This window comes from Algoriphagus marincola DSM 16067 (assembly GCF_000429405.1).
GTDB classification, from domain to species: Bacteria; Bacteroidota; Bacteroidia; order Cytophagales; family Cyclobacteriaceae; genus Algoriphagus; species Algoriphagus marincola.
The window spans coordinates 150031-176181 of the sequence record NZ_AUBU01000013.1; the positions used below are offsets into that span (position 1 = coordinate 150031).

The window sequence follows — 26151 nt, forward strand, 5'->3', positions numbered from 1 at the left end:
AATATCATTTCATCAGATCATGACAACTCAAAGAAGATACGATATTGATTGGCTGCGGGTGATTGCGATCGCCCTGCTGCTGATCTACCATATTGCGATAGTATTCCAGCCTTGGGCCATGTTTCTCGGTTTTATAAAAAGCGAGGAGCTCCTTACAGGGCTTTGGAAGCCGATGACCCTATTGAATGTCTGGCGGATACCTTTTCTGTTTTTCGTATCAGGAATGGGGGTTTACTTTGCTATCCGCAAGCGAAACTGGAAGGAACTCTTGATGGAGCGGAGCAGGCGAATCCTGCTTCCCTTCCTTTTTGGAGTGGTGGCGATTGTGCCTATTCATTTTTTGATTTTCCAAGCTTATTATAATCTCCCGTTGGGTTACTCAGCACATCCTGCCCATTTGTGGTTTCTAGGAAATATTTCCGCCTATGTGCTTCTTTTAGCTCCGATCTTCTTTTACCTGAAAAAATCAGAAAATGGAGCTTTTAAGAAGACGCTAGCAGTCTGGATGAGTAATCCCCTTGGCCCTTTGTCTCTTTCATTGCTTTTTGTTTTGGAGGTGATTTTGGTCAAACCACAGGTCTTTGAAATGTATGCCTTGACTTGGCATGGATTCTTTATCGGAATTTTAGCTTTTTTCTGTGGTTTTCTGCTGGTCTACAGCGGAGAAGCTTTTTGGAAAACGGTCTTGAACTGGCGCTGGGCTTACCTAGGGCTAGCTTTGGGGATGTATCTGACTCGATGGATGGTCTATGATTTGGTCGCTCCCGGCTATTTGATGGCGATAGAATCGATCTTTTGGATTATGGCCATTTTCGGTTTTGGCTACAAATACCTGAATAAGCCCAGTGCGATTTTGAGCTATCTGAGTCAGGCGGCGTATCCGGTTTATATCCTCCACATGGTGGCATTGCATACTGCGGCTTCGGTGATTTTACCGCTGAATTGGCCGATTTTCTTTAAATTTCCTGCCATTATTGGATTCACAGGAATTTTCTGTTTCGTGATTTTCGAATTCCTGATTCGTCGAATACCATTCCTAAGACCGCTGTTCGGACTTTCTTGGGATTTCAAAACCTCCAAAATCAAAGCTATTTCCGTTCCATCTCCCGATTGAGATACTCAGGGAGATAGGAGCTATTTCTATTGCACTATGAATTTATCAAAAAGAAAATATGCCATTATCGCTGGACTCTCGCTGATTCTGATGGCCGTTTTGGCTGGCTATGCTTATGGATTTGTTTATGGCTTCTTAGTTTTTCCAGCAGATGCTGAGAAAACGAGGGATTCGATCCAGCAAGCTCTTGGAACCTATCAATCTGGCATCGCTGCTTGGATAGGGATTTTAATCTTGGATATTTTGGTCGCATGGGCCTTGCATCAGTATCTTCAGGAAGTACATCCTCGCCTTTCCCTCACTACCGCGATGATCCGAATTTTGTATTCAGGAGTACTTGGACTAGCGATTTATCATCAGTTGGCAGTCCTTTCAGTATTGGATGGTGGGGGAACTTGCAGTCAAGTGATGCAGGAGCTGAAAGCCTTCGAAAGCATTTGGTCCAATGGCTTGATTATTTTTGGGCTCCATTTGATTGGTTTAGGGTTTCTTGCCTGGAAGGCTGAATTCGTGCCCAAATTTTGGGGAGTACTATTGATTTTTGCAGGAATATCCTACTCGGCAATTCATGTGGCAAAAGCTTTTTTTCCTGATCAGATCGATCAGATCATTTCGGTCGAACAGGTACTCTCTTTACCCATGGCTTTAGCTGAAATTGGATTGGCAATCTGGCTTGTTTGGAAGGGTGGAAGGATTCCTAGTCACAGTAAAAATTTGTCTCAATGAAACTCAAAAAAGTACTTCGAATCCTTTTTATACTCGTGTCAATTTCCGCTACCATTTATTTCGTCCCTTGGTTGATCCTGCGGGCTTGGCTGGCACCGATCCCTGATACAATTCAGGAGCAAGTGGATATGGCGATTAATTACCAGCTCGATGGGATTATTGTCTATGTGGATCAGGGTGGAAAAGAACCTAAATTCTTTTCGGCTGGCTGGAAAGATCGGGATCAAAAAGCCCCTGCCGACCCCAATTCACTATTCAAAATCGCCAGTATCAGCAAGCTCTACATCGCCGCTGCAGCCAGCAAAATCGTGGCGAGTGGAGCCCTCTCGCTGGATGATACCTTGGAAGAGTTGCTTCCTGAGGTTGCTAAACATATTGAAAATCCAGATCAAATTACCCTTCGACTTTTGATCCAACATCGCTCCGGGATTCCTAATTATTCTGACCAGCCGAATTATCCCTGGGATAAGCCATTTACCGAAAATCGTCCGGCCTTGGAATTGATCTACGACTTGCCGGCTGACTTTGCTCCCAATGAAAAATATGCCTATTCCAACACGAATTATTTGCTGATCGGTGAAATTTTGGACAAAACCTTGGGCTATTCTCATCATGACTTTATCCGAACAGAGATTTTAGAGCCTCTGGGTTTGAAGCGCACCTATAGTTTGCTATCGGAAGTGGATCAGGAGGAACTGATGAGTGGGTACTTTATTGGATATCCTTTGGATATCAAGGGGAATGATTTTATCCACCCGGGAGGATCCATGATTTCAACTGCGGAGGAAGTGGGAATTTTCCTCCGCGCCTTGATTGACGGGACCTTGCTCACAGAAAAGGAGCAAGAAATTTATTCTTCGGTATACGTCTATGAGCACACTGGGCTCGTGCCTGGCTACCAAAGCATTGCCAGATATCATTCGGATATCGATGCGGTGGTGGTACAGTTTGTCAATACGAATGGAGGCTACGCCTGGAACTTACACGAGATTGTATATAATCGGGTGGTGAAGATTTTGAGGAAGCATACCGCATCACATAGTGAGTAAGCCTACTTTTGAAAGGTATGAGTTTGACTTTTTTATTTAGAAGAGGAATTTGCTTTTTCTTTCCCTCAAAAGCCCATTTCTGCTATCTTTGTGCCTTATTTTGAGCGGGATGCCCCGCGTGAGGGATAGAAGCGGTATCCGCCTGATCCGATGGCAATCGGATCAGCGGATAAGAGCGGATAGCCCGACCCCGCCTTTTCCGGCGGGGGCACGCCCAAAAAAGCCCGACATTCATTCATCCGACCATATTCGATAGTGAAAACGTATCAGGAATTCAAACAGGTAGATTACCCGCACATCGGGGAGTCAATCCTTCAGTATTGGAAAGAAAATCAAATCTTCGAAAAGTCCATTGCCAACCGGGAAGGGGCTGAGACCTTTACCTTTTTTGAGGGCCCGCCTTCGGCAAATGGAACTCCCGGGATCCACCACGTGATGGCCAGGACGCTGAAGGATATTTTCTGCCGTTACAAGACACTGAAAGGTTTTCAGGTCAAGCGAAAAGGAGGCTGGGATACGCATGGACTTCCTGTGGAGCTTCAAGTCGAGAAGGAACTCGGCATCACCAAAGAAGATATCGGCAAGAAAATCTCGGTGGAGGAATACAATAAGCGCTGCAAGGAAACAGTCATGCGATTCAAAGACGAATGGGATGACCTGACCGAGAAAATCGGCTATTGGGTTGACTTGGATGATCCGTATATCACCTTTGACAGCAAATATATTGAGACGCTTTGGAGCTTGCTGAGAAAGCTTTATGACAAAGGCTTGCTCTACAAGGGCTACACCATTCAGCCTTATTCACCGGCTGCCGGTACGGGACTTTCTTCCCATGAGTTGAATCAGCCGGGGACCTACAAAGACGTCAAAGACACTTCCATCACGGCTCAGTTTAAGTTGAAAGGGGAGGAGAATACCTACATTCTCGCCTGGACCACTACGCCTTGGACTTTGCCTTCCAATTCGGCTTTGGCGATAGGTGAAAACTTGGATTATGTGAAAGTGAAGACTTTCAACCCTTATACCCACGAACCTGTCACGGTCATCTTAGCAAAGTCAAGAATGGGAGCTTATCTCAATTCAAAGGCTGCGGAGCTGAAGTTGGAAGATTATAAGCCCGGGGATAAATTGATTCCTTACGCAATCGTGGATGAATTCAAAGGCAAAAGCATGCTGGGATGGGAATACGAACAACTGTTCCCAATTGAAGCCTTGGCATTGCCGAGTCCGGCATTTACGGTAGTAGCGGGTGACTATGTGACCACTGAAGATGGTACGGGAATCGTTCACTTGGCGAAGGCATTTGGTGCGGATGACTTTCGAACTTTGGTACAGAATAATGTGCCCGGCGTGTTTGTTAAGGATGATTTGGGAAATGATATCCCAGTCGTAGACAAGCAGGGCAAATTCCTTCCCGTCGTAGGGGAATACCTCGCTGCGAAAATGAAGGAGCATGGAATCACGGCTCACAAAGCGTATGGGGCGGATGATTTTTATGTCAAAAATTACACCGAGGATGATGAGAGTGCTGCGGATTTCAAAAACACAGATATCATCATCTCTATCATTCTGAAGAATGAAAATAAGGCCTTCAAGGTCGAGAAGTATGAACACACCTACCCTCACTGCTGGAGAACAGACAAGCCTGTCTTGTACTACCCCCTAGAGAGCTGGTTTATCAAAACCACTGCCTACAAAGATCAGCTGGTAGCCCTAAATAAGACCATCAACTGGAAGCCTGAGGCAACCGGTACGGGGCGATTTGGCAACTGGCTGGAAAATCTGGTAGACTGGAACCTCAGCCGTTCCCGATTCTGGGGTACTCCCCTTCCAATCTGGAGAACAAGTGATGGTACCGAAGAAAAATGTATTGGTTCTATTGCGGAACTCAATGCCGAAATCGAGAAATCCATCGCTGCTGGCTTTATGAAGAAATCTCCTTATGAAGGGAAAGAGCTTGATCTTCATAGACCCTATGTGGATGATGTGATTTTGGTTTCGGAGAAGGGTGAAAAAATGTTCCGCGAGCCGGATTTGATCGACGTGTGGTTTGATTCTGGAGCCATGCCTTATGCACAGTGGCATTATCCCTTCGAAAATGAGGAAATCTTCAAAGCCAACTATCCGGCAGATTACATCGCAGAGGGAGTGGATCAGACTCGAGGATGGTTCTTTACCCTGCATGCCATTGCCGTGATGCTTTTCGATAGCGTGGCCTTTAAAAATGTGATCGCCAATGGCTTGGTCTTGGATAAAAACGGCAACAAAATGTCCAAGCGCTTGGGCAATGCCGTGGATCCATTCAAGACCCTGAAAGAATACGGTCCGGATGCATTACGCTGGTACATGCTAAGCAATGCCAACCCTTGGGACAACTTAAAATTCAATCTAGACGGTGTAACCGAAGTGCAGAGACGCTTCTTCGGTACGCTTCAGAACAGCTATAACTTCTTTGCGCTATACGCTAATTTGGATTCATTCGTCTACGACAAGGCACAATCCGTACCGGTAAGTGAACGGGCAGAACTAGATCAGTGGATCGTTTCTAAGTTGCAGTCTTTAATTGCCGAGGTGGAGGAAGCCATGGATAATTATGATGCCACAAGGGCAACTCGGGCGATTATGAATTTTACCGTGGATCAGCTTTCCAATTGGTATGTGCGTTTGGCTCGGAAGCGATTCTGGAGGGGCGATATGAATAGAGATAAGCAGGCTGCCTACGAGACGCTTTATGAGTGTCTGCTTTCTATCTCCCAACTCATGTCTTCCTTTGCTCCTTTCTATGCTGATTGGCTCTACAAAAATCTGACAGAGGCAGGTGAAAGCGGCCAAGAATCTGTGCATTTGACGGATTGGGTTTCCGCAGATCGAGCCTTGATCAACAAGGATCTGGAAGAAAGCATGGATTTGGCGCAGACGATTTCTTCCTTGGTGCATTCGCTTCGCAAAAAGGAAAAGTTGAAAGTTCGTCAACCGCTTCAGCGAATCTTGATTCCTGTTTTGAGTAAGAAAACGCAGTCTCAAATCGAGCATGTTGAAGAGTTGATCAAAACTGAGGTCAATATCAAGGCGGTTGAATACATCGATGATGCTTCCGGGATTCTAGTCAAAGAAGTGAAACCAAACCTTCCGGTACTGGGTAAAAAATATGGCCCAAAGATGCGATTTGTGGTTGCTGCGATCAAATCATGGGGACAAGATCAAATCAATCAAGTCGAGCGAAACGGTTCGATTGCCATAGATGTGGATGGAGAAAAGGTAGATCTACTTTTGGAAGAGGTACTCATTTCTTCTCAGGACATTCCAGGATGGTCTGTAGCTTCAGATGGAGGAGTGACAGTTGCCTTGGATGTGACTTTGACCGATGAATTGAAGCAGGAAGGAGTGGCCCGAGACTTGGTTAACCGTATTCAAAACCTTCGCAAGGAGATGGGACTGGAAGTGCAGGACAAAATTCACATTTTGGTGGCTGATGGGAATGAATTGGTGAATGATTCGATCAAAAACTTCGGTTCTTATATTCAATCCGAAACCCAAGCCTTGAGTTTGCGTGTGAGTGAGGAGGCTAAATCAGGAACATTGCTCGATATGGATGATTTTGAAATCGAAGTAAAGCTTACCAAAGCCTAATCCTAAATCATGAATAAATACATCAAATATTTCGGAATTGCGCTGTTGGTAATCCTCATTGATCAGGCGGTGAAAATGCTGGTTCATTTTGAGATGGATTTTGGCACACCGGGTCAGATTAAGATTTTTGGGGACTGGTTTAAGCTTCATTATACCACCAATCCAGGGATGGCTTTTGGGATGGAGTTGGGGACTGAATATGGTAAGTTATTACTTACGAGTTTTCGTCTCGTAGCCATGTTTGGCATCGGTTATTATTTATATTATATCATACAAAAGAAGAATCATCCTCTTTATATTATTTGTATTTCCATGATTTTGGGAGGTGCGATTGGTAATTTGATAGATTCTATATTTTATGGTGTTTGGTTAAATAATGCCCCTTATGATGCACCTACACCATGGTTTCATGGTCAGGTAGTGGATATGTTCTATTTTGATATTTGGGAAGGATACATCCCTGATTGGGTTCCGCTTTGGGGTGGTAGTTATACTGCTTTGTGGCCAATATTTAATATTGCCGATGCCGCGATTTTTGTAGGAGTGGCCATTATTCTGATTTTCCAAGGGCGTTTTTTCCCGGAAACGCCGAAAAAAGAATCATCGGAACCCGAAATTGAGGTGAATGAACAGTGATTTTTGATGAATCAAAAAGAAAACCCTTTCTGGAATGCTCCCGAAAGGGTTTTTTTGTTAATTTTCACATTCCTATTCAATAATAAATAGCCGCCTCTTTATCGAATTATCAAAATTCGTTGGTAATAATTATACAATAATTAAATGATTGTAGATTCCTCGCAACCTTTTCAAATAGTCTATTCTATTTTCAATCATGAGTTTTTAGGCTTACTCTTTGAGTCTTTTGTAGTGCAAATTGATGATAAAGGAAGACTCTCTTTAGCCTACCAAAATATCAGTTCCGCCAATGCCTCGGAGTTCGATTCCGGACTCGATACTAAGGACTATGAGTTGATCAAGTTGATGGATGCGATGCAACCGGAGGAGGTAATCAAACCGTTAATCCCTGCCAAGAAGAAAGTCCGTCCAAAAGACTATGTACAGCAGGTATTTGATCCAAAAACTGAAAATAAAGCCGTTCAGGAACTACTGCAAAAGCGTTTAGAGCGACAGCGCGCTGAGATATTGCCCAAGCTGATTGGTCGAAGACTCTTTGAGATGGGATCGGACGGAAGCCCTACCTGGAAAGAAATTGAAGTGCTGCCAGAGCCTACATCGATTATTTTTCATTTTCATAAAAACCCAGACAATACGCATTATTACCCTACTCTTAAATACAAGGGGGAGAAGGTAGTGATTCATGGAAAAGGGGGATATCTTCTTTGTAAGGACCCTGCTTGGTTTACGGTTGATCAAAAGCTTTATCACTTTCCCAATCATGTAGATGGAATGAAGCTTCTGCCTTTTTTGAGGAAGAAGTTTATTCTGATTGAGAAAAAGATGGAACCGGTGTATTTCCGAAAATTCATGGTTCCGATGATGACGCAGTACAATGTAGACCCCAAAGGTTTTGAGGTGACTACGGATCGGGGAAAGCCAGAGACCATTCTACAGTTTTACCCTTTGAGTGGAAGCCAAGGCGATATTTGGGGAGGCTTTTCGGACGAAAGTGAAGAGCAAAAGATTGTTTTCGAAATTCGATTCAAATACGGTGATGAGCTTTATCCTCCCGGTGCAAAAGAGGATGGATCCAGTCAGCCTGTTACCTTGATTGAGAAGGACGGTGAGTTCATGTTTAAGCAAACCATCCGGGCCGTACAAAAGGAAAAGTCCATGATCTCATTCATCAAGAAGCTTGGGATGGATTTTACCAAAGAGCGTCCTGTCAATCTTGCCAAAACTCTGGCATTTGAGTGGCTAAGCGAAAATGAGGACTTTCTTGAAGAAAAGAATATCAAGGTTATTCAGAAGCCAAGCTTCGAAGGAAAAGTCTATCATATAGGCAAGGCTCAGATGACCATCGAGGTCAATGAAAATATTGATTGGTTTGATGTTAAAGCCATGATCAAGTTTGGGATTTACTTAGTTTCCTTCCAGAAAATCCGAAAAATGATTCTCCAGGGAAAGACCGAGTTTGAATTGCCCAATGGAGAAATGGCGGTTATTCCCGCTTCTTGGTTTGTCAATTACTCGGAGCTGTTTTCTTTCATGGAAGATGGTACGGTGGATGGTCAAGTGATCATGCGGAAGCATCATTTGGCTTTGGCCAAGCAGCTGGAGGAAGGCAATCTTGTTCAGTTGACGCTCAGTAGAAAACTTGAGCAGCTTCGAGACTTTGAAAGTATTGAGGATTACGCATTGCCAGAATATTTTGAAGGTGATTTACGACCCTACCAAAAGGCCGGCTACAACTGGCTTCGTTTCCTTAATGAATTTAGATTTGGAGGCTGCCTGGCAGATGATATGGGTTTGGGTAAGACTGTGCAAACACTGGCTCTTTTGGCCTACGAGAAGCAGGAAAACCCAGGTTTTTGTTCATTGCTGGTAATGCCTACTTCCCTGATTTATAACTGGGAGCTAGAGGCTAGGAAGTTTTGCCCCGATTTGAAAATTTTGGTCTATTCAGGTACACAGCGTATCAAGGACCCTTTCAAGTTTAGAGAGTATGATTTGGTGCTGACATCCTATGGGATTACTAGACTGGATATCCATGTGCTGAAAGATTTTTATTTCAATTATGTGATTTTGGATGAATCCCAAGCGATTAAAAACCCGAGTAGTAACATCGCCAATGCAGTTAATAAACTAAAAAGTAAGCAAAAGCTGATCTTGACAGGTACGCCTGTGGAGAATGGGACCATGGACCTTTGGTCTCAGATGAACTTTGTAAATCCCGGGCTTTTGGGAACACAGGCAGGATTCAAAAGGCAGTTTCTTCAGCCTATTGAAAAGCAAAATGATAAGGAAAAGGCGGCAAAGCTGCATTCCATGATCAAGCCGTTTATTCTTCGAAGACTGAAGTCGCAAGTTGCTACCGATTTGCCGGAAAAAATCACCAATGTTAAGTACTCTGCCATGACCGAGGAGCAGGAGAAAGTGTACGAAGAAGTGAAGAGCTACTACCGGGAGAAAATTATTGGCGAAAATCCGATCGCCTCTCTTGGACGCCAGCAGTTCACCTTGCTTCGGGGTCTTACGCAACTTCGACAGATTGCCAACCATCCCAAGCTCGTCCGGGATAATTATGAGGGCAACTCTGGTAAACTAGAAGATGTGACTTACATGTTGCAATCGACAGTTTCCGAAGGCAACAAGGTTTTGGTCTTTAGTCAGTTTGTGCGACATCTCGCCATTGTCCGGGAGTTTTTGGATTCGGAAGGGATTTCGTATTGCTACTTGGATGGCTCGACCAAAGACCGTCAAGCTCAAGTAGAGCGGTTTCAGCAAGATGATAGCGTCAAGGTATTCTTGATCTCTTTGAAAGCCGGCGGAGTTGGTCTTAACCTGACTAAAGCGGAATATGTCTTCCTACTCGATCCTTGGTGGAATCCAGCCGTCGAGGCACAGGCCATCGACCGTGCGCATCGAATTGGGCAGGAGAACAAGGTGATCATCTATAAATTTATCAGTAGAGGATCAGTGGAGGAGAAAATCATGGCCTTACAGGATCGAAAGCTTGCACTAGCCGGGGAATTGATCGGAACAGAAGATAGCTTTATGAAAAGCCTCGATAGTGAGGATATTCGGGCTTTGTTGGATTAAATAATTTCAAAATTCCAAAATTTGAAAATTACAAAATTGGAATAACTCTTCCGTTTTGGAGAATTGAAAGATTGGTAATTAGCTACTGGATAATTTTTCAATTTTTGAATCTTTCAATTTTCAAATTTAAAAAATTGAAAGTCAGTCGACTAGGCTACTATTCATAAGATTTAACCATAATTTATTCTTATCAAGTGATATTCTCAGAGATATTTTTCTAAATTATTACAATCAATTACCATTTATTCTTTCCTGCACATGCCTAGAGCCAAATCCGATAAAGATCGGAAAATCTTTGTGCTGGACACGTCAGTGATCCTATACGCACACAATTCCATTATGAATTTTGCCGAGCACGATGTAGTCATCCCGATTACGGTGTTGGAAGAACTCGACCAGTTCAAAAAGGGCAATGATACCAAAAACTTTGAGGCCCGAGAGTTTATCCGATTATTGGACAAGCTGTCCAGAGATCAGATGATCCATGAGTGGACTCCGCTCAATGGAAAGACTAAGGGGAACTTCAAGGTCTTGATGAACCCGGATAATAAGATCAATGCCAATGTGATCTTTGGAGAGGAGAAGAATGATCATAAAATCCTCAATGCGGCTCTTTATCTTAAAGAAAATGAGAAAAACAGAAAGGTCATTTTGGTCTCAAAAGACATCAATCTTAGGCTAAAGGCAAAATCGCTGGAGATTCTTGCTGAGGACTATGAGACTGGTAAGATCAAGAATATCACCGAACTCGAAAATACCGGCAAGTATGTGCTCGAAGATGTAGATCTAGATCATATCAATACCCTTTATGAGGTAGGATTTATCGAAGCCAAGTCTGTTTTGGGTACTCGTAAGCGAAAGGCTAATGCTTATTACATCCTCAAAAGCAATAAAAACTCGGTCTTGACTTATTACAATTCCGATGAGAATGTACTGGAGAGAGTAGATAAAAAACTAGCTTACAATATCAAGCCCAAAAATGCGGAGCAGACTTTTGCACTGCACGCCATCACTAATCCAAATATTAGACTGGTGTCCATTCAAGGGGTAGCGGGTACCGGAAAGACTTTATTGGCATTGGCTGGGGCCTTGGAGCAGCGTAGAGATTACAAGCAGATCTATTTGGCACGGCCGATTGTGCCTCTTTCCAACAAGGATATCGGGTATTTGCCTGGAGACATTAAGTCCAAGTTGAATCCTTACATGGAGCCGCTTTGGGATAATCTGAAGTTTATCCAAAATCAATACAAGGAGACAGATAAGGAATATCAAAAGATCACTGAGATGGTCAATCAGGAAAAACTGGTTATTCAGCCACTTGCGTACATTCGAGGTCGTTCTTTATCCAATATTTTCTTTATCGTGGATGAGGCTCAAAACTTGACTCCTCACGAGATCAAGACCATTATTTCCCGAGCAGGTGAAAATACCAAAATCGTTTTCACCGGGGACGTGCATCAAATTGATACTCCGTATTTGGACTCCCAGTCTAACGGCATGTCCTACTTGATTGACCGGGTCAAAGATCATCCTCTCTATGCCCATATCAAGTTGGAGAAAGGCGAAAGATCAGAGTTAGCCAATCTTGCGAATGAGTTGTTATAGTTCATGAATTAAAGCCCAAAGCCCTGCAGACCACATTGCAGGGCTTTTTAGTTTTTGGCTTTTCTCAAAGTAATGTTGTAGTCATCCGGAGTGCCAGTGAGGTTAATATTGACAAATCGTACCCGTTTGTCTGCATCCCGGTATTGGATGGCATCTTCCTGATCGGGGTCTACTTCTTCTGCATTTTTACCACCAAAAAGTGATTGAAAGCCAGCCTTAGTAACAAGCTTGAGTGGGATTCTCAGGTAATACTCCATCTTATAGTCGAGGCTTTGTTTTCCAGAAATCTCCATAAAGCCAAGACTTGAATTGATATTCATTTTGGGTATTTCTAAAACGCCATTATCGAGATTGAATGTGTTTTGTAGCGTGTCAAAGCGGACGAGATTAAGGTTTTTATCCTTGAAATAGGATGACATGGCTTGAAGGGGAGTGAAATTTACCAGACTCCCATCATACACCGTCAAGTCAAGGGTTGCACTGCTTTTTTCTAGAATGGGTGTCAAGTCCGGATAAACTAAGAACTTACTATCGATGGTTCCACTTACTTTTCCATGTAAGTTTTCATTGATTAAGTAATCTTGCCCAAAATTAGAAAACTTCACCATCAACTTATCTAGGTCTAATTTGTCCGCCTTCATTTGGCTGGAAAAGTAAATTTGATTTGGATCAGTGCCATTGAAATAGCCTGACATAGCCAGCACCCCATCTGAAGTATGCACCTCAAGTCCATCTAAGTAGATAAAATGATCTGTAGTAATGCGGCCTGAAAAAGAAAAGTCCTCGAGCCAGAAACTGTGATAATTCAACTCTTTTACAGAAACATTGACTTGCAAATCAGAGAAAGGAATTTCAAAAATATTAAAGGCACTATCATGGTTTACCTGCTGACTGGATTCTATATTATAGTTCATCAAGGCATCCAAATCCAATTTGGAGGAAGTCAATTCAAATAAATTGTCCCGTTTTCTTAAAGTAGAGTCCACTCCAGTGTACCAACTGAGATTCACAGTAAAATCGCTTTCTCCCATTTCCCCTGAAAAGTTTTCCACCAGTAGATGATCATTTTCATAGTGTACCCTGCCGTTAAACCGCTCGAGCTTAAGTGGGTGAATCTGCATTTTTGTACTTAATTCTGTCAGGTAAAAATCAGCCGACTGAAATAAACTATCATAATGTAAATCCACCTTGCCATGAAGCTTCAGGTCTTTCAATTCTTCTTTTCTATATTCCTCTGGCAGGTAGTTTTTTCCCTGATAACTCAGCAAGTCATTCAAATGTAATTCTTGGCTTGTAAGATCAAATTCAAAACTGCTTTCACCTTTGGTGACATCCTTAAACCATTTTGGGTAGTTTTCTACTAAGCCGCTAAAATGGAAATCGGTTTCATCGATTTCTCCTGAAAAATCTATGAGTTCTAGGCTTTCTTTTCCGATCAGTACATCTGCATGAAAATCATGAAAAGTATGGGGAAAATGCTTGAGCTTAGCATAGAAATCCTCTATGAAAAACTCCCCTTGCGGAAGATGCTCGAAGTAGCTCAGCTGTTTTCCAGTAGTACTGAAGGCTAATTTGATCGAAAAATCTGTGATTTCCTCTGCGGTGGAATCAGAGATTGTTGAATCATTAGCGAAGAGCTCATTGAACTTCAGAAGCTTACTTGAGGCAAGGAAGGATGCTTGGATTGGAGAATCCAAGCCATGGAAGAGTGCAGGGAAATCAGTCATGGTCCCTTTGGCAGTGAAATCTGAGTCGCCTAATTTGAATGATAATGTGTCCAGGACCACAGCTCCGGAACGCATTTGAGCATGCATGTTCGCATCCCGGATTGGAATTGGGTGATTGGGAAGCTTGAAGGAAAGATTTTTCACGGTAATTTCACTATCGATGCCTTCCCGTAGATGGGAGGTATCATCAAATGGTAGATTGAGGTCTCCTATTTCATTGAAATGCATATCTACCCTCACCTCTCCCCGGAGCTGATCAAGGATCTCTACTCCAAAGAATTCACTGAGAAATTCTAAATCTAGGTTGGCATGAACATCCACATTGACAAATGGATCATTGAAATTTCGGATTAGGAATGTCCCCTCAAAATCACCTTTTTCCGGTTTGAAATAGAAGTTTTTCAGTTGGATCTCAGAGGTCTCTAAGCTGCGATCTGCGCCATTGGTAAAGTAGCCTTTAAACCGCATATCTTCTACTCGCTTATTGACATCAGGATTTAGAAACCAGGCATTTTCACAACCAAATTCTACTGATACAGCCGGTGTATTTCCGTTTGCAGCTTTTCCATTGACTGTGCCCAAAAAATAAATATCTCCTTCGTTCTGGTAGGCCTTCAGTGCGTCTCCCACTTCTTTAGGAGCAAATGCCGCAAAGAGGTCAAAGTTTGGTTTTTGTCCTTCTAGCTTCAAGTTACATAGGAAGTCATCATCTAAGTCTACCGTTCCCGAAACTCCAAAGCGAGATTGCTCCAGGTCTAAGTAGCTGGGAGTAATTTCTAAAAGTTGGCTTGTCTGGTTGAAATCCAATTCCAGATTTAGATGTACGGCTTTGTTGGAGAAAAAAGTATGTTCCTTATTCTGATCAATGTCCAAGATCAGATCTCCGATGAGATCGATGAAAAAATGATCCTCTGAGACACTGATTTTAGATTCCAGCGCTTGTATTTTGGCGATTAAGTCCTGACCGCTGATTTGATCTTCATACATCAATGAAAAATCTTCCAGGAGAAGGGTTTTTACATCGAATTGAAATTCACTTTCCAGAGAATCAGTAGGAGTGGACTGTATGCCTTTGGCTAGTAAGAGGTTGATTTCACCGTTTGGATAAGCTATGACGTTTAGAAATCCTTCCTGAATTCTGATTTTTTCAAGTTGATAATTGCCCCGAAGAAGTTTGATCAGCGAGAAACCCAGATAGATATCCTTCGCTTGATAGAGAGGGGTTTGACTCTTGTCTTTCGATTCATAGAAGCGCACATTTTCGAGGTCGATGGAGATATAGGGGAAGTTGGCAAATGGAGCAATATGAGAATCTTCCAACTCCAAATAGCCATCAAACTGTAGGTTTACATTTCCAATAGCTCGCTGGACAAGGGAATCCTGATGTCTAAGCAGGAGGAAGACTCCTACAACACAGATCAGGATCAGGGATGCAATTGAAAATAAAAAAATCTTGAATGAATTACGCATAGGTTAGGCTCATATCCCCTTACAGGAAATACGAATTATTGAAAGACTTATTTTTGATTTCTTGTTGGAACAATTTCTTTAAAACAGGTCAAAAGTAAAATTGTGAAGAAATTACTAAAGATTTTTAGAGGGAGGCAGAATTAGTAGAAATATGGGTATTGTAGCTTTACAAATTCAAAATATTTTTCAAAACCACATTTATTAAATAACAAGTGACGGGCTGAAGTAAAGATGAAAATGCTTATTTGATTCAAGTTATGATACTTGATAAGTGGCGGATTTTATAAAATCCAAAAAGTTCTAAAAATCTGTAACCCGCTGGGACCCAAATTTTATTTTGGAATTTGTCCGCCGCTGAAAGAATAGCGTACGATTTTGAACACTAATTTTTTGATAAAGCTTAAAATCAGGCTTCCAGGGCAATATTTTCACTTTGGGTCAGTTTTGGCATATAGGATTGGTACAAAAGCAAACCAAATACAAAGCCATGACTACTTCAATCTTCACACAAAAAAATATCTGTGCAGCTTTAGGATTGGCAATGGCTGTTACCATTGTCATCAAAGCAAATGTCGAACAAAGACAAACAGAAAATACTGCCCGATTTGAAATCACTAAACCAACTACACAAATGGGCTTAGAAACTGCCGAAGGTCCTGAGATTCCTCAGGTAAAAATTTATCGAGAGGAAAACTCCTGATTAAAGAGGAACTCTCAAAACGACAACTCGTAAGGGTTAATTTGGTTGATTGTTTGGTTAAATAGAAAGAGACGGGCATTGTCCGTCTTTTTTTTTCAATCAAACGTAGTTTTTTAATATTCCTTTCAATCAAATTGAATCTTATCAATTCCTTAAAACTAATTACCGAATCAATTTTTACATTTGAATCGCTGGAAGCATTTAATAAAATAAATACCCTAGACAAATTTCAGGGTCTATGCGCCAATTCATCCGATACGTCCAAGGCTACTTTCAAGAGCATTTCCATCTTGGGTTTTATCTCAGTGTGACACTTTTTCTGGGCTTAGGGATTTTTCTCAATTATAGATTTGACTTCGAAAACAGCTTCATTGATTCATTCCATCAGACCTGGGCTCAATGGCCATTGATGTCCATTGTTACCATGTTTCCTTTTTTGGTCATTTGTGGACTGCTTTATTTATTTAATCTAAACCGAAAATGGCTTTTCTCTTTAGAATTTTGGCTTCTGTTTTTGCTGGCAACTTTACTTATTGGATTTCAGCGTTCTTTCTTTTTACACTATGCAATTGTGGACTTATTTGAACTTTCGGATCGTCTTTTTATCGGTAAATTACTTTGGTATCTGAAGTCCTATATCATCACTTTGGTTCCTTTGTTGGTCTTTTATCGATTTTATGAGTATCCCCAGGATCCGCATAAATCTTGGTACGGATTAAAGGTAAAAGGCTCTGACTTTCGACCTTACCTTTTCTTGATCCTTCTTGTCTTTTTAGGAATAGGTTTGGCTTCTTTTATTGGAGATCTGACTCGCTATTATCCCCGCTTTGATAAGTCAGGAGGAGATATTTTTGCACAGGCACATGGGATTCCGGAGTGGGTCAGCATTTTCTTTTTCGAACTGCTATATGGCCTCAATTTTCTGAATATTGAGTTTTTCTTCAGGGGCTTTCTGGTAATAGGTTTTTCCAGAATTTTAGGAGGAAATGCAGTGATGGCTATGGTGGGGGCTTATGTTTTCTTACATTTTGGCAAGCCCATGGCAGAATGCATTTCTTCGGCCTTTGGGGGCTATATTATCGGGGCATTTGCCTTTTATTCAAAGCGTATTTGGGGAGGTGTGGCGCTGCATGTCGCCTTAGGTTGGAGTATGGAGTTTTTTGCTTGGCTTCAGAAGTCCTTATACTAAGATCACCCGCAGACTTTTTGCACCATGAGCTCCGATTACCAATGATTGTTCGATATCCGCAGTCTTGGATGGCCCTGCGATAAATAGTCCAAATCCTGAATGATCACTGCCTATTCTATCATAGGCCTGATGCATATTGCTGACCAAGGTTTCTTTCGAAAGAATCAAGACCAAATGCTCGGTGATGAAAGGAAGGGCTCGGTGGGGTAATTGAGAATCATCCAACCACATCGCTCCATTTTCAGCTACTCCAAACTGAGCATCCAAAATCGCCAACTCAAGATGATCTAATTGATGTGCATCGTCAGGCAGCTCTTGCGTAGCGTAGGTATGAAAAGGCTCCGAACAGGAAATGACGTGTTGAAAATTGGTACTTGCTATCCAGTTTTCAAATTCCTTCTTGCTCAAGATTTCTCCTTTATTGGCCTCAATGGCACTTTTAAAAAGTTCTACCAAATCACCTTCTAGCTGAAAGTTTGGGATATCGGGTAAGAATTTGTTTTCTTTTTGAATACCCCGTATCGAATTCAAGATTTCTTCCCGACTACTCATGGCGATTTCGTTTATACCAGTCCTGAAATGATTCCTTTGGAGCTTTGGGAAGGTCTCGGCTTTTTCCCCAAATATTCAGCGGATTATAAATCACGCTCTCTGGCAAGCTTTTGATTACTTTTCGCATCAAAGATCCAGAAAATTGATAGGCTAATGGACTTTTGAATATTCCACTGGCTAATTTCATGGAAAGGCCTTTTCCTACTGTTCCATGATGTTTAGTGATTTCCTGCCTCCATTCATAGAGCTGTTCGTGGATATTGATTTTGACTGGGCAGACATCCGAGCAGCTTCCGCAAAGGGTGGAGGCAAAAGGCAAGGTGCTGTATTTTTTCATGTCTAATCCCGGCGAAAGAATAGATCCAATTGGGCCGGGGACGGTGCTGCCATAGCTAAATCCTCCGCTTCTGCGATAAATCGGGCAGGTATTCATACAAGCCCCACAGCGAATACATTTCAAAGAGTTTTTAAATTTCTCTCTTGCCAATTGTCTGGTTCTTCCATTGTCTACCAGTACTAGGTGGATTTCTTTCCCTGTTGCAGGGCTCCTGAAATGGGAGCTGTAATTGGTGATGGGCTGTCCGGTGGCTGACCGGGCCAATAAGCGAAGGAAAACTCCTAAGTCTTTTCTTCTAGGAATGATCTTCTCAATTCCCATACAGGCAATGTGCACATCTGCCAGGTGAACGCCCATGTCCGCATTTCCTTCATTGGTGCAGACCACAAATTCACCCGTCTCAGCTACTCCAAAATTCACTCCGGTAATGGCGACTTTCGAAGCCAAAAACTTTTCTCTCAAATGAAGCCTAGCGGCATTGGTCAGGTAAGAAGGATCTTCATTTCCTTTTTCGGTTTGTAATTTATCATGAAAAAGGGCTGAAATATCCCGCTTCTTCAAGTGAATAGCAGGCATAACAATGTGGCTAGGCGGCTGCTGAAGGAATTGAACGATTCGCTCGCCTAGATCCGTATCAACGACCTCAATACCCTGTTTTTCCAGATAGGGGTTTAGATGGCATTCTTCGGTCAAAATTGACTTGCTTTTGACAATAGCCTCGCAATTTTTCTCTTGAAGAATGCTCAGTACAATTTCATTGTGCTCTTTCGCATCCTTGGCCCAATGAACTTTGATTCCGTTTTTGAGTGCCTGAGCTTCAAACTGCTCCAGATACTTGTCGAGATTAGAAAGCACATTGTCCTTGATTTCAGAAGCAAGATTTCTGAGTTCTTCCCATTCCGGGATGGACTTGCTGCTTGCGTCCCGTTTGTCTCGAATCATCCAAAGTGTTTCGTCATGCCATTGGGAATTGGCTTGATCCTTTAGAAACTCAGTGGCTGCTTTGGGATGGCTCATCGAATAGCTTGATTTAGGATTTCTGCGATATGCATAAATTCAACTTTTTGTCCCTCTCGCTTGGCTATGCCTTCCAAATGCATTAGGCAAGACAAATCCCCGCCGGTCAAAACGTCTACCTCATGGGATAAATGATCGGCCAAGCGATCTTTTCCCATCTGTACGGATAGTGCCTCTTCAGTGATGGCAAATGTTCCTCCAAAACCACAGCATTCATCACTGCGGCTTAATTCAACCCACTCCAGTCCATCCAGATTAGTCAAAAGTTGTTTGGCTTTGTTGAAATGAGGGATGTTCAACTCAGAACTCGATGCAAGGCGCAGTCCTCGTAATCCATGACAGGAGGAATGATAACCCACTTTTTTTTGGAAAGTGCCTTTCAAATTTTCCACTTTGAGCACATCGGTTAAGAACTCTGTTAGTTCAAAAATCTTTTTCTGAATGCTTTTGGCAGACTTTTCTTTCCCAGGATGATTCGGAAAATGCTCTTTGACGTGGAGAACGCAACTACCGGAAGGGGCTACGATGTAATCAAACTCTTCGAAAAGTTGGATAAAGTGAAGACTTGAACCTTCTGTATCTCGCTCATATCCTGCATTAGCCAATGGCTGTCCACAGCATGTTTGCCCCAATGGATAGCTTACCTTACAGCCTAGCTTTTCCAAAAGCTCCAAAGTAGCAATGGCCACTTGAGGATAAAACTGATCCACATAGCAGGGGATGAATAGGCCAATATGAGGTTCTTTTTTCATCGATATTGTAAAGGCTTGAATTTAGAATTTTTCATTCAAGTCAATCCAAGAAAGTGATTTTTCATCAAAACTCATTGGCTATAGCGTTCTGAATTTATATTTCTGGTTTTCCAAAAGATTTTTTAACCCTAACTTCGAAGCCAAAGAATCCAAAAAATGAAAAAATCACTCTTTCTTATTTTATTCCTAGCCTTTGGGCTTGGAGCAGCTTTCGCTCAAATCCAAACCCCTGAGCAGTTTCTCGGCTACAAGCCCGGGGATCGATTCACTCCGCATCATCGGATGGTGGATTATTTCGAGCATGTAGCGGCGAATAATCCCAATATCCAATTGGTTCAATACGGGGAAACCAATGAAAAAAGGCCGCTTTTTATTGCGATTCTTTCTAGTCCTGAAAACATGGCCAATTTGGAACAAATCAGGGAAGACAATCTCAAGCGAACAGGAATGCTGGAAGGTACTCCAAGCACGGCTGTTCCGATCAACTGGATGTCTTTCAATGTTCACGGAAATGAATCCGTAGGAATGGAAGCGGCAATTTCTGCCTTTCATACCTTAGCTGACCCTACCAATGCCAAATCCCAAGAGTGGCTCAAAAATCAGGTCGTGATCATCGATCCCTGTATCAACCCTGACGGTAGAGATCGCTATGCCATGTGGTACAATCAAAAGATGAATACCATCCTCCAGCCGGATCTTCAGTCTGTAGAGCATAATGAACCTTGGCCAGGTGGTCGAGCAAACCACTACCTCTTCGATCTCAATCGTGACTGGGCTTGGCAGGTACAGGTGGAATCTCAACAAAGACTAAAAATCTATCAGCAATGGATGCCTCAACTCCATCTGGATTTTCATGAGCAGGGAATCAATAATCCATTTTATATGGCACCTGCTGCTGAGCCTTTGCATGAGCAATTGACTGACTGGCAGCATGAATTTCAGGATATTTTTGGAAAGAATACGGCCAAGTATTTTGATGAAATGGGTCGTTTCTACTTCACAAAAGAGCGTTTTGATTTGCTTTACCCATCCTATGGCGATACCTACCCGATGTACAATGGGGCGATTGGGATGACCATTGAGCAAGGTGGAAGCGGACGTGCCGGACGGGGTGGATTTAATGCCGTGGGTGATACAGTCACTTTGAGCTATCGTATCGAAGGCCACTACACCGCGGCCATGTCTGCTGTAGAAGTTACCAGCCAAAATAGCCAAAAGCTATTAGACGAGTTTTCGAAGTATTTCGAGCAGAATTCTTCAAATCCGATCGGGAAGTATAAAAGCTTTGTAATCAAAGGCGAAAGTAATCCTGCCCAAAAGGCAAAATTATTGGCACTTCTGGATAAAAATGGAATTCGATATGGTAAAGCAGCAAGTAAGTCAGGTCTTCGAGGATTTGAATACACTAGCGGGAAAAATGTAAGCTTTTCGACCAGTGAAGAAGATATTGTTATTTCTGCTTTTCAGCCAAAGTCCGTTTTGACTCAGGTATTTTTTGAGCCCAATCCGCAGTTGAATGACAGTATTACCTATGACATCACTTCCTGGGCACTTCCATACGCATACAATCTAGAAGCTTATGCTTTGGAAAGCCGCTTAGATCCTTCAGGAGAATATGAGGAGGCAGAATTTGAAAGTAATGCAGTTACGAAAACTCCTGTAGCCTATATCGCACGATGGGAAGGAACCCGAGATGCGGCATTTTTGGCCTCACTTCTAAGACAAGGGATTCGTGTCAAATATCCTGAATACGCCTTCAAAACTGAGGGCAAAAGCTTTCCCGCAGGGACACTTTTGATTACCAAAGGGGGGAATGAGTATGTAGCAGATTTTGACAAAAAAGTGGCTGATACTGCCAACCGCTTTGGAGTGACGCTCGAGACTACCATGACTGGATATATGGAAGAAGGTAAGGATTTTGGTTCGCCGAATATTCGGGTGATCCAAGCTCCAAAAGTTGCCTTGGTTGGTGGTGATGGTACTTCCTCACTCAATTACGGTGAAATCTGGCATTTCTTCGAGCAGGAACTCGACTATCCGCTTGTAAATCTAGAAATGGGTGATCTTGGCCGATATGATTTGAGTGATTATGATGTCTTGATTATGCCATCTACTTGGGGTGGCGGCTTGAGTAAGAGTGCAGAGGAGCAAGTAATGGAGTGGGTTCGCGCGGGTGGTAAGTTGATTGCCATTGATGGAGCAGTTAATCTGTTTGCGAATAAGGAAGGATTTGCCCTGAAAACATTTGATACTGATGAGGAGGAAAAAGCTGCTAAAAAAGCTGCTGATACCTTAGCCAAGGTGGAGCGATTGGAACCTTATTTGGAAGGAGAGCGCCTGGCAATTTCCAGCGGAGCAGCTGGAGCGATTTATCAGGTCGATATGGATGAGACGCATCCTCTGGGCTACGGTACGGGAGGAAAGTACTATACGCTGAAGAATAACTCCAATATTTTTGCCTACATGGACCGAGGAGTCAATGCCGGAAAAATCATTTCGAATGACTCCTACCGTACCGGATATATTGGCTACAAAATCAAATCAAGTATGGGCGAATCTCTGGCAATCGGTAGCGAGCGAAAAGGCCGTGGAGAGATCGTTTATTTTGTAGACAATCCGATTTTCAGAGGTTTCTGGGAATCCGGTAAATTGGTCCTGAGCAATGCGATTTTTTTGGTAGGACAATAAATCAGAAGCAAGAAGTTAGATTCAAGACACAAGAGACCGGCTCCGATTATCGGGGTCGGTTTTTTTTGGAAAAAAGGTGCTCTTATAAATTAAAATTGCACATTGATTTGTGCACTTTTTGTGGTTTTTTGCACATATGGATGTGCAAAAAGTCAAAGGCCTATCTGGGTGTTAATTTTATTCTATGTATTTCCGCTTTCCTGCTGGGACAATAGGTGTATAATCCAAAATAAGCCCCAAGGTTTAGAATTCGGAGACTCCATTCTTCCAACTTCTAGCTTCCAGCCAGAGTGTATAAGAATGAATTTCAACTTTTATCATTGATTACAATCTTCATCTTTTATGAAATATTCTCAATTTCTTTCCCTATTTTGTCATACTGAAACAATAAACCTTTAAACCCTTTTGCCATGAAATCAAACAGAAGAGAATTCTTTAAAAAAGTGGGTGTTGGTACACTAGCTGCATCCGTTCCTTTTTCTTCCCAAGCTTTTGCAAAGGAAAGTGCTCCAAATTCTGATGAGCAATTCCTCCAAATCGGAGACAATATTGCGATCGCAGATACCAGTTACGGTAAAGTTCGCGGCTATATCCTCAACAGTACTTATACTTTTTTGGGCGTTCCATACGGAGCAGATACCTCCGGAAAAAACCGGTTCATGGCTCCTAAAAAGCCAGAACCCTGGACTGATGTAAAACCCACACTTTGGTGGGGGAATACCGCTCCGCAGATTATGGATAATCGCTACGCCAATGTGCACTATTCTTTTGCGGATCATTGGAATTACGATGATGTGAGTGAGGATTGCCTCAAACTCAATGTCTGGACTCCTAGTTTGGACGGAAAGCGAAGACCAGTCATGGTTTGGTTACACGGTGGAGGCTTCACAAATGGAAATGGTATCGAACAGGACGGCTACCATGGAGAGAATTTTGCGAAGCAAGGGGATGTAGTCTTTGTATCCATCAATCATCGATTGGGTCCGATTGGATTTACGGATCTTTCGGGTGTAGGAGGGGAGAAATACAAGGATTCCGGTAATGTCGGCATGCTGGATATTATCGCCGCTTTGGAATGGGTTCGGGACAATATTTCCAACTTCGGAGGAGATCCAAACAATGTTACCATTATGGGACAATCAGGTGGCGGGGCAAAAGTTACCTGTGCGATGGCGATGCCTGCCTCAAAAGGGATCGTTCACAAGGGTGTCGCACTGAGTGGAAGTATGCTTACCGCGAATGATAAAGAATATGCTCAAAACCTCGGAAAGTATGTGATGGAGGCAGCTAACTTGACTCCTCAAACTATCGATCAACTTCAGGACTTGAGCTGGAGGGAGTATTTGGATGTGGCTTATGTGGCATTGGAGCGCATGCGAAAAGAATTTCCTCAGCCAGGTTTCAGGGGTGGGTTTGGTCCTGTGGCTGACGATATTCATATTCCGAAGGGAGAGTTTTTTAGTGAAACCTCCACTCATGCATCCGATATGCCTTTGATGGTGTGTACGACTTTCCATGAATGGAATCCAACCCGAACCAATGCTGAATTAGAAAAAATCGATCGACCTGGTGTCATAGATCAATTGAAAGGACGGTTTGGAGATAAGGCCGAAATGGTTTATTCAGCCTATGAAAAGGATTTCCCCAGTGTCTCCCCGGCTGATCTTTGGGCGATGATCCTTTCCAATCGTCAGGGTGCAATCAACACCTCTACAGCAAAAGCCAAACAAAGTGCACCCGTTTATTTGGCTTGGTTTGGCTGGGAACCCAATCTGTACGACGGCAGAATGAAGGCATTTCACTGTATCGACATTTGCTTTTGGTTTAAAAATACAGACCGCATGTACACGCACACTGGTGGAGGGGCGAGACCTCGTGCTCTCGCAGATAAAATGAGTGCCTCGCTTTTGGCTTTTATGCGCACAGGAAATCCGAATGTACCTAGTCTTCCAGATTGGCCAAAGTTTTCGGCAACAAATGCAGAAACGCTGATACTCAATGATTCCTGTCAGGTCAAAAACAAACCTGATGGAAATGGTTTAGCGGCTTTGATGGCCTAATCCAATAGAATGCTGCTCTTCAAAAGGGCAGCATTTTTATTTCAAACGGTTTCCAAGATTTTTCCTTGAATTTTTATCCTTTGGAGCCTTATTTCCCATTGCTTTTCCCATAAATTAGGCGCTCTCAAATGAATGATTATGACTGATTTTAAAAATTATAGCGTTCCTTATCAAATCGCTCCTGAATACTCACAAAAGGTAGCTTATTTCTCCATGGAGTTTGCCGTACATCAGCCGCTAAAGATTTATTCCGGCGGTTTGGGTTTTCTTTCCGGCTCACATCTACGAAGTGCTTACGAATTGGGGCAAAATCTGATCGGAATAGGGATTCTTTGGAAGTATGGCTATTACGATCAAACTCGGAACCAAGATCAAACCCTCAAGCCTGAGTGGTATGAAAAGACCTACAGCTTCTTGGAAGATACCGGAATTAAGTTTCGGGTGACTGTTCACGACGTACCGGTATGGGTAAAGGCTTGGTACCTTGCCCCTGAAACTTTTAACTCGGCTCCTCTATTCCTGCTCAGTACAGATTTGCCTGAAAATGACTACCTCAGTCAAACCATCACGCATAAGCTATACGACTCTGATACAGCCGCCAAAGTTGCCCAGTGTCTGCTACTTGGGATCGGTGGAGCCAAATTGCTGGATGAACTCAATTTCAATCCTGATGTCTATCATTTGAATGAAGCTCATGGTGTAAGTTCAGTTTTTCATTTGATGCGCAAGTTTGGTAGCAAAGAGGAAGTCCAAAAGCGTTTGGTTTTCACTACCCACACACCAGAAGAAGCGGGTAATGAAAAACATGATATTCATTTATTGAATAAAATGAGCTTTTTCAATGGATACTCTCCTGACGAAGTACGAGAGATGGTTGGCTTTACAGGTGATACTTTCAATCATAGTCTTGCAGCTTTGCGCTTTGCGAGAAAGGCCAATGGTGTGTCTAAATTACACGGAGAAGTAAGCCGGGAAATGTGGAGAAACTATCCGAATATTCCTGAAATCACACATATCACCAATTCCCAAAACTTCAAATACTGGTCCGATAAGCAATTGTACCGATTTATGGATCAGGAGGATCAGGAAGGCTTCGATGATAGAAAGTGGTACTTGAAAAAGCGGGCTTTTGAAATCGTGGCCGATCAGACCGGGAAATTACTTGACCCTAAAGTACTCACCATTGTTTGGGCAAGAAGATTTGCTAGTTACAAGCGGGCAGAGCTTATCACAAGGGATATCAGAAGATTCGACGCATTAATGCGAAACTCAAAATACCCGATTCAAATTATTTGGGCTGGTAAGCCCTATCCTCTTGATTACAATGCGATCTCGGTATTTAATCAACTCGTTCATCTGAGTAAACAGTACCCTAATATGGCAGTTTGTACAGGCTATGAATTGACTCTCAGTAAGCGATTGAAACAAGCCTCAGACATCTGGCTGAATAATCCCCGAGTACCACGGGAGGCTTCTGGCACCTCAGGAATGACCGCATCCATGAATGGTGGGGTGAACTTTTCCACCTTTGATGGATGGATTTGTGAGTTTGCTGAGCATGGTAAGAACAGCTTTATCGTTCCTCCAGCCAACTATGCGGCCATGCATGTGGAGGATCAGGATGAGTATGATTTGGAAAAGCTTTACGAGGTCCTTGAAAATGAGATTCTTCCTACCTATTATGATCAGCCTGATCAGTGGAGGGGAATTGTACAAAAGGGAATGAAAGATGTCATCGGCTTTTTTGAAAGTAACCGTATGGCCAAGGAATATTACGAGGTGCTTTACAAAAGTTGATTTACAAAAGTATTTTGA

16 protein-coding genes are annotated in these 26151 nt (G+C 42.6%); 12 read left to right on the forward strand and 4 right to left on the reverse strand.

Going from position 1 to position 26151, the window contains the following annotated elements; genetic code table 11:
• Positions 1 to 19: 19 nt before the first annotated feature.
• The 7 genes from G457_RS0112570 (at position 20) to G457_RS0112605 (ending at position 11844) form a co-directional block, all read left to right on the forward strand.
• A complete protein-coding gene (locus G457_RS0112570; RefSeq protein ID WP_026946801.1) occupies positions 20 to 1114 on the forward strand; it encodes an acyltransferase family protein in 1095 nt (364 codons plus the stop codon).
• A 36-nt stretch (positions 1115 to 1150) separates the two neighbouring features.
• Complete coding sequence (locus G457_RS0112575; protein WP_026946802.1) at positions 1151 to 1840, forward strand: DUF4386 domain-containing protein; 690 nt, start codon at positions 1151 to 1153, stop codon at positions 1838 to 1840.
• Positions 1837 to 2889 (forward strand): serine hydrolase domain-containing protein, encoded by a 1053-nt coding sequence (locus G457_RS0112580; RefSeq protein WP_026946803.1) that lies wholly within the window; start codon positions 1837 to 1839, stop codon positions 2887 to 2889. Before G457_RS0112575 ends, G457_RS0112580 begins: the two co-directional genes overlap by 4 nt.
• 255 nt (positions 2890 to 3144) lie before the next feature.
• Complete coding sequence (ileS, locus tag G457_RS0112585; protein WP_026946804.1) at positions 3145 to 6519, forward strand: isoleucine--tRNA ligase; 3375 nt, start codon at positions 3145 to 3147, stop codon at positions 6517 to 6519.
• A gap of 9 nt (positions 6520 to 6528) precedes the next feature.
• Complete coding sequence (locus G457_RS0112590; protein WP_026946805.1) at positions 6529 to 7155, forward strand: lipoprotein signal peptidase; 627 nt, start codon at positions 6529 to 6531, stop codon at positions 7153 to 7155.
• Between the two features lie 144 nt (positions 7156 to 7299).
• Positions 7300 to 10239 carry a DEAD/DEAH box helicase gene (locus G457_RS0112595; protein WP_026946806.1) on the forward strand — a complete coding sequence of 980 codons (2940 nt, stop codon included), beginning with the start codon at positions 7300 to 7302 and terminating at the stop codon, positions 10237 to 10239.
• A gap of 258 nt (positions 10240 to 10497) precedes the next feature.
• Positions 10498 to 11844, forward strand: coding sequence for a PhoH family protein (locus G457_RS0112605; protein ID WP_026946807.1), 1347 nt, complete (start codon positions 10498 to 10500; stop codon positions 11842 to 11844).
• Positions 11845 to 11891: 47 nt separating this feature from the next.
• Here G457_RS0112605 and G457_RS0112610 read toward each other — a convergent pair whose 3' ends face one another.
• Positions 11892 to 15041: an AsmA-like C-terminal region-containing protein gene (locus tag G457_RS0112610; protein WP_026946808.1), complete on the reverse strand. Its 3150-nt coding sequence runs from the start codon at positions 15039 to 15041 to the stop codon at positions 11892 to 11894.
• 487 nt (positions 15042 to 15528) lie between these two features.
• On the opposite strand from G457_RS0112610, the gene G457_RS21465 reads away from it, so the two are divergent.
• Together G457_RS21465 and G457_RS0112620 are read left to right on the forward strand one after the other, a co-directional pair.
• On the forward strand, positions 15529 to 15741 hold the full coding sequence (locus G457_RS21465; RefSeq protein WP_134199243.1) for a hypothetical protein: 213 nt from the start codon (positions 15529 to 15531) through the stop codon (positions 15739 to 15741).
• A gap of 238 nt (positions 15742 to 15979) precedes the next feature.
• The gene (locus G457_RS0112620) at positions 15980 to 16930 is read left to right on the forward strand and encodes a hypothetical protein (protein ID WP_026946809.1); all 951 of its coding nucleotides are present in this window, start codon (positions 15980 to 15982) and stop codon (positions 16928 to 16930) included.
• Here G457_RS0112620 and G457_RS0112625 read toward each other — a convergent pair.
• Genes G457_RS0112625 through G457_RS0112635 form a run of 3 tightly spaced genes read right to left on the reverse strand, consistent with a single transcriptional unit; the run spans position 16922 to position 19588 of the window.
• Entirely contained in the window at positions 16922 to 17482 is a 561-nt protein-coding gene (locus G457_RS0112625; protein WP_026946810.1) for a LutC/YkgG family protein, read from the reverse strand. The genes G457_RS0112620 and G457_RS0112625 overlap by 9 nt on opposite strands.
• A complete protein-coding gene (locus tag G457_RS0112630) occupies positions 17475 to 18836 on the reverse strand; it encodes a lactate utilization protein B (RefSeq protein WP_026946811.1) in 1362 nt (453 codons plus the stop codon). Before G457_RS0112630 ends, G457_RS0112625 begins: the two co-directional genes overlap by 8 nt.
• Complete coding sequence (locus G457_RS0112635) at positions 18833 to 19588, reverse strand: (Fe-S)-binding protein (protein WP_026946812.1); 756 nt, start codon at positions 19586 to 19588, stop codon at positions 18833 to 18835. The genes G457_RS0112630 and G457_RS0112635 overlap by 4 nt, the downstream gene beginning before the upstream one ends.
• Before the next feature lie 156 nt (positions 19589 to 19744).
• Here G457_RS0112635 and G457_RS0112640 point away from each other — a divergent pair, with 156 nt between their 5' ends.
• The 3 genes from G457_RS0112640 to glgP all read left to right on the forward strand — a co-directional run bounded on the left by G457_RS0112640 (position 19745) and on the right by glgP (position 26133).
• A complete protein-coding gene (locus G457_RS0112640) occupies positions 19745 to 22276 on the forward strand; it encodes a M14 family metallopeptidase (RefSeq protein WP_026946813.1) in 2532 nt (843 codons plus the stop codon).
• Between the two features lie 410 nt (positions 22277 to 22686).
• Positions 22687 to 24336 carry a carboxylesterase/lipase family protein gene (locus G457_RS0112645; RefSeq protein ID WP_026946814.1) on the forward strand — a complete coding sequence of 550 codons (1650 nt, stop codon included), beginning with the start codon at positions 22687 to 22689 and terminating at the stop codon, positions 24334 to 24336.
• A 138-nt stretch (positions 24337 to 24474) separates the two neighbouring features.
• Positions 24475 to 26133: an alpha-glucan family phosphorylase gene (gene glgP, locus G457_RS0112650; protein WP_026946815.1), complete on the forward strand. Its 1659-nt coding sequence runs from the start codon at positions 24475 to 24477 to the stop codon at positions 26131 to 26133.
• Positions 26134 to 26151: the final 18 nt, after the last annotated feature.

Bases quoted from the DNA above. Each gene is read 5' to 3' on its own strand.
- G457_RS0112605 (WP_026946807.1), top strand. From the start codon at position 10,498: ATGCCTAGAGCCAAATCCGATAAAGATCGGAAAATCTTTGTGCTGGAC.
- G457_RS0112635 (WP_026946812.1), bottom strand. From the start codon at position 19,588: ATGAAAAAAGAACCTCATATTGGCCTATTCATCCCCTGCTATGTGGAT.
- G457_RS0112620 (WP_026946809.1), top strand. From the start codon at position 15,980: ATGCGCCAATTCATCCGATACGTCCAAGGCTACTTTCAAGAGCATTTC.
- G457_RS21465 (WP_134199243.1), top strand. From the start codon at position 15,529: ATGACTACTTCAATCTTCACACAAAAAAATATCTGTGCAGCTTTAGGA.
- G457_RS0112575 (WP_026946802.1), top strand. From the start codon at position 1,151: ATGAATTTATCAAAAAGAAAATATGCCATTATCGCTGGACTCTCGCTG.
- G457_RS0112625 (WP_026946810.1), bottom strand. From the start codon at position 17,482: ATGAGTAGTCGGGAAGAAATCTTGAATTCGATACGGGGTATTCAAAAA.
- glgP (WP_026946815.1), top strand. From the start codon at position 24,475: ATGACTGATTTTAAAAATTATAGCGTTCCTTATCAAATCGCTCCTGAA.
- G457_RS0112590 (WP_026946805.1), top strand. From the start codon at position 6,529: ATGAATAAATACATCAAATATTTCGGAATTGCGCTGTTGGTAATCCTC.
- G457_RS0112580 (WP_026946803.1), top strand. From the start codon at position 1,837: ATGAAACTCAAAAAAGTACTTCGAATCCTTTTTATACTCGTGTCAATT.
- G457_RS0112640 (WP_026946813.1), top strand. From the start codon at position 19,745: ATGAAAAAATCACTCTTTCTTATTTTATTCCTAGCCTTTGGGCTTGGA.
- G457_RS0112570 (WP_026946801.1), top strand. From the start codon at position 20: ATGACAACTCAAAGAAGATACGATATTGATTGGCTGCGGGTGATTGCG.
- G457_RS0112595 (WP_026946806.1), top strand. From the start codon at position 7,300: ATGATTGTAGATTCCTCGCAACCTTTTCAAATAGTCTATTCTATTTTC.
- G457_RS0112645 (WP_026946814.1), top strand. From the start codon at position 22,687: ATGAAATCAAACAGAAGAGAATTCTTTAAAAAAGTGGGTGTTGGTACA.
- G457_RS0112610 (WP_026946808.1), bottom strand. From the start codon at position 15,041: ATGCGTAATTCATTCAAGATTTTTTTATTTTCAATTGCATCCCTGATC.
- G457_RS0112630 (WP_026946811.1), bottom strand. From the start codon at position 18,836: ATGAGCCATCCCAAAGCAGCCACTGAGTTTCTAAAGGATCAAGCCAAT.